Annotated in this window: 7 protein-coding genes; all 7 read right to left on the reverse strand. The window is 60.4% G+C overall.

Annotated elements, in window-relative coordinates; genetic code table 11:
* Positions 1–12: 12 nt before the first annotated feature.
* The 7 genes from OC610_RS16800 to tcyJ all read right to left on the reverse strand — a co-directional run bounded on the left by OC610_RS16800 (position 13) and on the right by tcyJ (position 7,466).
* Positions 13–1,371: an LLM class flavin-dependent oxidoreductase gene (locus tag OC610_RS16800; protein ID WP_264429178.1), complete on the reverse strand. Its 1,359-nt coding sequence runs from the start codon at positions 1,369–1,371 to the stop codon at positions 13–15.
* Positions 1,371–2,564, reverse strand: coding sequence for an SfnB family sulfur acquisition oxidoreductase (locus OC610_RS16805; protein WP_264429180.1), 1,194 nt, complete (start codon positions 2,562–2,564; stop codon positions 1,371–1,373). The genes OC610_RS16800 and OC610_RS16805 overlap by 1 nt, the downstream gene beginning before the upstream one ends.
* Positions 2,565–2,587: 23 nt before the next feature.
* Positions 2,588–3,829, reverse strand: coding sequence for an SfnB family sulfur acquisition oxidoreductase (locus tag OC610_RS16810; RefSeq protein ID WP_264429181.1), 1,242 nt, complete (start codon positions 3,827–3,829; stop codon positions 2,588–2,590).
* Positions 3,830–4,022: 193 nt separating this feature from the next.
* Positions 4,023–4,781, reverse strand: coding sequence for a hypothetical protein (locus OC610_RS16815; protein ID WP_264429182.1), 759 nt, complete (start codon positions 4,779–4,781; stop codon positions 4,023–4,025).
* Positions 4,782–5,235: 454 nt separating this feature from the next.
* Positions 5,236–5,997: an L-cystine ABC transporter ATP-binding protein TcyN gene (tcyN, locus tag OC610_RS16820; protein WP_264429184.1), complete on the reverse strand. Its 762-nt coding sequence runs from the start codon at positions 5,995–5,997 to the stop codon at positions 5,236–5,238.
* Between the two features lie 3 nt (positions 5,998–6,000).
* A complete protein-coding gene (gene tcyL / locus OC610_RS16825; protein ID WP_264429186.1) occupies positions 6,001–6,666 on the reverse strand; it encodes a cystine ABC transporter permease in 666 nt (221 codons plus the stop codon).
* The gene (tcyJ, locus tag OC610_RS16830; protein WP_264429188.1) at positions 6,666–7,466 is read right to left on the reverse strand and encodes a cystine ABC transporter substrate-binding protein; all 801 of its coding nucleotides are present in this window, start codon (positions 7,464–7,466) and stop codon (positions 6,666–6,668) included. The genes tcyL and tcyJ overlap by 1 nt, the downstream gene beginning before the upstream one ends.
* Positions 7,467–7,691: the final 225 nt, after the last annotated feature.

Genomic DNA, 7,691 nt, shown 5'->3' on the forward strand with positions numbered 1-7,691 from the left:
TTCGCCACAAGATCAGCGTCGGTAGGCTGAGCCGGTGTGTTGTCCGGGCAATTGAGCCCCCGCGTCGAACAGCTTTTCCCGCAGGGTGCCGTTGTCGTATTCGGTCTTGTATGACCCGCGTCGCTGCAGCTCGGGAATCACCAGGTCGATGAAGTCCACGTAGCTTTGCGGCGTGACGATGCGGGTCAGGTTGAAGCCATCGAGGCCGGTTTCGGCGATCCAGGATTCCAGCTCATCGGCGACCTGTTCGGGCGAGCCGACCACGGTGATGTAGCGACCGCCCAAGGCGTGTTGCTCCAACAGTTTGCGGCGGGTCCAGTCATTGTTTTGCAGGGTTTTGGTGGCGGATTGGATGGCGTTGCTCTTCACGTACTGGATCGGTTCGTCCAATTCATACTCGGAAAAATCGATGCCCGTCGACGCGGAGAAATGCGCCACGCCGGCCTCGGCGCTGGCGTAGCCCAGGTATTCGGCATGCTTGGCCCAGGCGGTCGCTTCGGTCTCGCCGACGATCACGTTCAGGCCCATGAACACCTTGATGTCCTCGGGGTTGCGTCCGGCCTCGAGGGCGCTGGCCCGGACCTTGTCCACCTGGACCTTGGTCGCCGGTTTGTTCTGGCCGCTGATGAACACGCATTCGGCGTGGCGCCCGGCGAACAGCAGGCCCCGTTCCGAGCTGCCGGCCTGGAACAACACAGGTGTGCGCTGTGGCGAGGGTTCGCAGAGGTGATAGCCTTCGACCTGATAGAACTCGCCTTGATGCCGGACCTTGTGCACCTTTTCTGGCTGGGCATAAATCCGCTGCTCGCGATCATTGATGACCGCGTCATTTTCCCAACTGCCTTCCCACAGCTTGTAGAGCACTTGCAAATACTCATCGGCCTGGTCGTAGCGACGGTCATGCTCGACTTGCGCCGTGAGGCCCATGGCCTTGGCGGCGCTGTCCAGGTAGCCGGTGACGATGTTCCAGCCGACCCGGCCACGACTCAGGTGATCCAGCGTGCTCATGCGCCGGGCGAACAGGTACGGCGGCTCGTAGGTCAAGTTGGCGGTGAGGCCGAAGCCGAGGTGTTTCGTCACGGCGGCCATCGCCGAGACCAGCAGCAGCGGGTCGTTGACCGGCAGTTGGATCGACTCTTTCAGCGTGACGTCCACCGATTGCTGATAAACGTCATAGACCCCGACGATATCGGCAATGAACAAGCCATCGAACAAACCGCGCTCCAATAACTGGGCCAGCCCGGTCCAGTATTCGAGGGTGTTGTACTGGGTCGACGTGTCCTGTGGATGGGTCCACAGGCCATGATTGATATGCCCGATGCAGTTCATGTTGAACGCGTTGAGGAGGATTTTCTTCTTGCCGGCCGCCATCAGATCGTCCCCCGCAGCGGCGGTTTTTCATCGTTGAGGTAGAAATTGCCGACCGCGTGGTACTTCCAGCGCACCGGGTCGTGCAAGGTGTGCACGCGGGCGTTGCGCCAGTGACGGTCGAGGCCATGTTCGGCCAGGGTCGCCTGGCTGCCGGCCAGTTCGAACAGTGTGCTGCCAGCCGCCAGGGAGATTTCTGTGCTGATTGCCCGGGCTTCTGCCACGGCGATCGAGGCCGCCGCTACCGTCTCTGCGTTCGTCTTGTCCTGGGCGCGGTCGAGGAATTCTCCGGCGCGTTCCAGCAAGGCTTCGGCGGCATGCAGGCGAATGCTCAGGTGGCCGAAGCTCTTGAGGATGTGTGGATCCTGGGTCGCGACGTCACTGGTGGCGTCGATCCATGGTCGGGTCTTGTTGCGGACAAAGTGCAAGGCATCTTCATAGGCGGCGCGGGCGATGCCGGTGTCGATGGCGGCGTGAAGGATTTGCGCCAGCGGGCCGACCGGGGTTGGGCGTTCGAAGGCGCTCTGGAAGGGCACGATGTCTTCGGCGCCGACATGGACATCCTCGAAGACCACCGAGCCGCTGCCCGTGGTGCGCTGGCCGAAACCGCTCCAGTCGTCGATCACCGTCAGGCCTTTGCTGTTGCGCGGGACGAACGCCAACTGCTGCACACCGTTTTCATCCACCACCGATGTGGGGATGCGCTGGGCGTAGATCGCCCCGGTGGCGTAGAACTTGCGGCCATTGATGCGATGACCGTCGCCGTCGCGGCGCAGTTGGGTGATGCGGTCATGGGCTGTCCTGGTTCCGAGCTCCGCCAGGGCATTGCCGAACCGCTGGCCGGCCAGCACCTCGGCGTACAGCCGCTGCTTCTGGGTTTCGCTGCCGTTGACTCGCAGCACTTCCAATGCGTAGAAGTGATTTTGCGGAATCTGGCCGAGCGAGCCGTCGGCCTGGGAGATCAGCGCAACGACCTTGGCCAGCGTGACGTTGGATACACCAGCGCCGCCATAGGCCTTGGGCACGCTGATGCCCCACAGGCCGGAGCGCGAGAACGCCTCGAGTTCCGGGTGCGGCAGGCGCCGTTCGCGGTCGCGCAGGGCACTGTCGCGCTTGAAGTCTTCGGCCAGGTCGCTGGCGACAATCAGGGCTTGTTCATCGCTGGTAATCACCGCGACGTGTTGGGAAAGCGTCATGTGCTGCTCCAGAGGTCGGGTCGTCAGATCCAGGAATGCCGGGCCGGCAAGGTGCCGTTCAGGCGGTAGTCGCCCACCGCGTGGTACTTCCAGCGCACCGGGTCGTGCAGGGTGTGGACCCGCGCGTTGCGCCAGTGGCGATCAAGATTGAATTCGGCGAGGGTGGCGCGACTGCCGGCAAGTTCGAAGAGCTTTTCGCTGGCGTGCAGGGCAATCTCGGTGGTCAGCACCTTGGCTTCGGCCACGGCTATCGAGGCGCGGGCCGCGGACTGTTCGGTGATCGGCGCGGCGTTGACCTGGTCCAGGACCTGCCCGGCCTTGCGCAACAGCGCCTCGGCGGCGTGCAGTTCGATTTTCAGCCTGCCGACGTCGGCAATGACGTACAGGTCATCACTGGCCCGCTCGACCTTGGCCTCGATCCAAGGGCGGGCGCGTTCACGAACGAAGGCGATCGCGTCATCGATGGCGCCCCGGGCAATGCCCAGGTCGATCGCGGCCTGGATCAGTTGCGAAAACGCGCCTTGCACGTTTGGCACATCATTGATGCGCCAGTTGTCCAGCACCAGCTCGGCGTCGACCCGCACGTTGTTCAGCAGTACCGTGCCGCTGGCCGTGGTGCGCTGGCCGAAGCCCGACCAGTCATCGACGATGCGCAGGCCGGGAGTGCCGCGTCGAACGAAGGCCAACACCTGGCGACCCTCGTCATTCAGTGCCTTGACAGCGACCCAATGGGCGAACAGCGCACCGGTGGAATAAAACTTCTGACCATTGATCACAAAGCCGTCACCGTCGGCCGTGATCCGCGCCTTGAGCTCCAAGGTATTGCGGGTGCCGCGTTCCGGTCCGGCATTGCCGATGCGCCAGCCTTCGAGCAGGCTCTGCAGGAGAACTTTCTTTTGTCGTTCGGTGCCCGTGGCGAGAATCAGTTGGAGCACGCCGAACTGGTTCTGCGGAATCTGGCCGAGGGCCGGGTCTGCTGCTGAAATGATTGCGAACACTTCGGCGACGGTGACCGAGGAAACTTGCGGTCCGCCATATTCGCGAGGAACGGCAATGCTGCCGAGGCCGCTACGGGTGAATTGCTCGATTTCCGACCAAGGCAACTTGCGCTGCTGGTCGCGACGCGCGGCTTGCTGGCGCGCAACCTGTGCCAATTGATGAGCGGCCTCGATCGCCTCCGCATCGTTGCGCAATACCTGTGCCGGCAATAGCAGCGGCGCGATGTCCTGGTCGCTCTGGACCTTTGCCTGGGCCAGATCGGACATCACAGCCGCTCCGTGGCTGCGTGTAGCGCCTTGGCGCTCTGCACTGGGGTGATTGTGTTCCGTACCATACCCACCTCACATCTCAAGAAAACACCGCGATGAATGCGGCGATCGAAAATCAAGAATGTCCGGTGGTCCGGTGTATATACCCTAAACGTGCGTAAACAGTTTTTGAACTAACTTTTAGGAATAATCATAGGTTGGATTTGATCGCCGGTGCGGCCTGCATTTCTTTCGGCGAGGTTTTCAGGCAGGGCTGGGCGCATCCTATTTTCAATGCGCGCGGCGGCGCCCAGCGGGAATTGTTGCCCACCCGGTCAATGATGCAGTAGGTCACTTCCAGGCGCAGGTCCTCGCCGGCTTCCATGATGATTTCCGGCGGTACCCAGACGTGGATCGGCTGGCCCACCTCGCCAGGCTTTATTCCTGGCAGGTCCATGCGTACATCGCCCCAACGCACAGTAATCGCATCGTCGGCGGCCATGTTCAGGTAGGGCTCGATGGTCAGCGGCACGCCACGTTTGATCTGGTTCGGGTTCACGCCTTGGCGGCGTATGGCTTGAGGAATCCGCACCGGCGCCAGGCTCTGGTTTTCGTCACCGGTCAAGGCCGAAGGTAGGCCACCGGGGCAGTCCAGCTTGACCTGAACATGACGCGAGGCGGACAGCGCCGGGCCTCGTCCGATTTGCATGACACGATAGTGGACGCAAGAGGTCCCGTTGACGATGAAACTCTCCGGTACCCGAATGCGGATGCCGTCATTCACATCGGTCTCGGTAAGCAGGTGGGAGCCGACGTAGCAGCTGTCCCAGAACAATTCGACCAGATCGCCTGCGTCCATGCCGGGGTAGGGCGCGACGATGACTTCCAGGCACGCGGCGCTGGTGATGTTGATGTCGTTAATGGCCAACGTGGGCGCGGCCAATTCAGGGGTATGCGACGTACATGTCATGGTGTTCTCCTTGATGTCTAAAACGCACTACGTTCCGAAAGCTCAAAGGCGCGGATAATTACCGTATTATTGAGATGCTTGGGCGGGGTGTGTTGGCGCATCCAACTCTGTAGATAAGTAACGCGCTTCGCCTGTTTGCATCTAGATATAGGTTCGAGAGTTTCAGTGTCAATAGAGGCGCTTGCGCAAAAGTTGATTATGTCAGGCTTCAGAAATTTCCTACGCGTTGCTGTTACGGATACGTGTAGCTGGGCGTACTTTTCCTCGGGTGCCCGGGCGGTTGGGCTTCTGTAGGCTGGAAGTGGCGCTGGCCAATATTGGCACTTGATATGAGGCCGATCAGGTTTAATGAATAGGCGGAAACTTTTAAGTTCTGCACTTGAAGGAGGCGGGGTTTCAGGGGATTGCAAGCAGTCTAACTTCCATCCTTGGAAGTCATGACGGTGTTGCTAACTTATTGCGCGCCGTGTCCGGCAGAGAGGAACTTGCTGAGAAACTGTCGAGTGCGCTCTTCTTTAGGGTTTGCGAACAACGCCTTGGCTTCGCCTTGCTCGACGATTACGCCTTTGTCGAAAAACACCACGCGATTAGCCACATCCCGGGCGAAGCTCATCTCATGCGTCACGATGACCATGGTGCGCTTTTCCTCGGCCAGGCCGCGAATCGTCGCCAGTACCTCGCCCACCAGTTCCGGGTCCAGCGCCGAGGTCGGTTCGTCGAATAGGATCACCGCCGGTTCCATCGCCAGCGCGCGGGCAATCGCCACGCGCTGTTGCTGACCGCCCGACAGGCGCCTCGGATAGGCGTTTTCCTTGCCAGCCAAGCCGACCTTGGCCAGAAGCTTGCGAGCCAACGTCTCGGCTTCCGCGCGCGGCGTCTTTTTCACCACGATCGGGCCTTCGGTGACGTTCTCCAATGCCGTGCGATGGGGGAACAGGTTGAAGTTCTGGAACACGAAGCCCACCTGCTGGCGCAAGCGACGCACCAGACCTTGTTGCTGGTTCAACGGGCGACTGCCATCGATCTCGATGTCGCCGACCTTGATCCGGCCGCTGCTGGGTTCTTCCAGGAAGTTCAGGCAACGCAGGAAGGTGGTCTTGCCCGAGCCGCTGGGGCCGATGATTGCAACCACTTCGCCTTCTTCGATCTTCAAGTCGATGCCGTTGAGCACCACCTGACCCTTGAATTGCTTTGTCAGTTTTTCCACGACAATCATGGGTCAGGACTCCTGGTCGTGCCGATTGACCCGGGCTTCCAGTACGTTCTGCAGGTGCGAAAGCACGGTGGCAAGAACCCAGTAGATCAGCGCGGCGGCAAGATACATGGTGAAGATTTCGAAGGTGCGGGCGGTGATCAACTGCGCCTGGCGGAACAGCTCCGGTACCTGGATGGTCGCCGCCAGCGCGGTGTCCTTCACCAGGGAAATGAAACTGTTGCCCAACGGCGGCAGGGCGGTGCGGGCCGCTTGCGGCAGGATGGCCCGGCGCAGCGTCTGCGCACGGGTCATGCCGATGCTCGCCGCCGCTTCCCACTGGCCGCGCTCGATGGAACTGATGGCGGCCCGCAGGATTTCACAGGCATAGGCGGCCATGTTCAGCGAGAAGCCGATCAGCGCCGCCGGCAGTGGATCAAGTTCGAGGCCCAGTTGCGGCAGTCCGTAGTAGATCAGGAATAACTGCACGAGCAATGGCGTGCCGCGAAAGAACGACACGTACATGCGGGCGATCCAGTTGACCACCTTGAGACGCGACAGGCGCATCAGCGCCAGGCCGAACCCCAGCAACAAGCCGAAGAACATGCCGCCCAGGCTGAGGATGACCGTGTAATACGCGCCCTTGAGCAGGAAGGGCGCGGAGTCCAGCGCGAGTTGAAGAGCTGCTTCCATTATTGGGTGACGTCAGCGCTGAAATATTTTTCCGAGAGCTTTTTCAGCGTGCCGTCGGCGCGCAGTTTTTCGATGGCCTTGTTCACGGCGGCCAGCAGTTCAGGCTCGTCTTTACGCAGGGCGATACCGGATTCCTGGCGGGAGAAGGCTTCGCCAGCGGCGGTCGTGTCCTTGGCTTTCTTGGCGTATTCCAGCGCGGCAAGGCGGTCGATCAGGATGGCGTCGATGCGGCCCACGCGTAGATCCTGGAACTTGGTCGGGTCATCTTCGTAAGTGCGAACATCGGCGGTAGGCACGTTGGCCTTGACCCACTGCTCGTAGTTGGTACCCAGGCCCACGCCGACTTTCTTGCCGTCCAGGTCAGCAGCTTTCTTGATGTTCAGCTCATCGGCCTTCTTGGTCAGGACCAGCGCTTGAATCCCGGAAATGGTGTACGGCTCGGAGAAGTCGTATTTCTTCTTACGTTCCTCGGAGATAGTCACTTGGTTGACTACAGCGTCCAGACGCTTGGATTCCAGCGCCGCAAGAATGCCCGCCCATGGAGTGGTCTGCAGCTTGACCTTCACACCCAGCTCCTTGGCCAGGGCTTCGGAGAACTCCACTTCGAAGCCGGTCAGTTTTCCGCTGTCATCAACGAAGCTGAACGGTGGATAAGTGCCTTCCAGGCCAATCTTGATTTCACCAGCGTCCTTGATTTTTTGCAGTTGCTCACCGGCAACCGCTTGCCCCAGCAGGCCCGCGCTCAATGCCAGGCCCAGCGAACCCACCAGCAGGTTGCGACGTAATGCGGAAAAATTCATGACAAGCCCCTGTGTTTTCTTATGACGACGTTATTTGGCTGAGATAAGGCGTAGCCGCGATCCGAAAAGATTGCCACATCCTGCCTTAAAGCAGCCTGGACGTCTCGCGGCAAATGCGCTTGCGGCGAGACTATAGGGTGGGTTTTATAGATTGGAAAATAATATTAAATCAAGCATATATGCCCAATTGGAATGAATATCTGTGGGAGCGGGCTTGCTCGCGAT

The sequence above is a fragment of the Pseudomonas agronomica genome (assembly GCF_025917275.1).
Lineage (GTDB): Bacteria > Pseudomonadota > Gammaproteobacteria > Pseudomonadales > Pseudomonadaceae > Aquipseudomonas > Aquipseudomonas agronomica.

Coding starts and splice junctions, on each gene's coding strand:
- tcyJ (WP_264429188.1), bottom strand. CDS start 7,466: ATGAATTTTTCCGCATTACGTCGCAACCTGCTGGTGGGTTCGCTGGGC.
- OC610_RS16815 (WP_264429182.1), bottom strand. CDS start 4,781: ATGACATGTACGTCGCATACCCCTGAATTGGCCGCGCCCACGTTGGCC.
- tcyN (WP_264429184.1), bottom strand. CDS start 5,997: ATGATTGTCGTGGAAAAACTGACAAAGCAATTCAAGGGTCAGGTGGTG.
- tcyL (WP_264429186.1), bottom strand. CDS start 6,666: ATGGAAGCAGCTCTTCAACTCGCGCTGGACTCCGCGCCCTTCCTGCTC.
- OC610_RS16800 (WP_264429178.1), bottom strand. CDS start 1,371: ATGGCGGCCGGCAAGAAGAAAATCCTCCTCAACGCGTTCAACATGAAC.
- OC610_RS16805 (WP_264429180.1), bottom strand. CDS start 2,564: ATGACGCTTTCCCAACACGTCGCGGTGATTACCAGCGATGAACAAGCC.
- OC610_RS16810 (WP_264429181.1), bottom strand. CDS start 3,829: ATGTCCGATCTGGCCCAGGCAAAGGTCCAGAGCGACCAGGACATCGCG.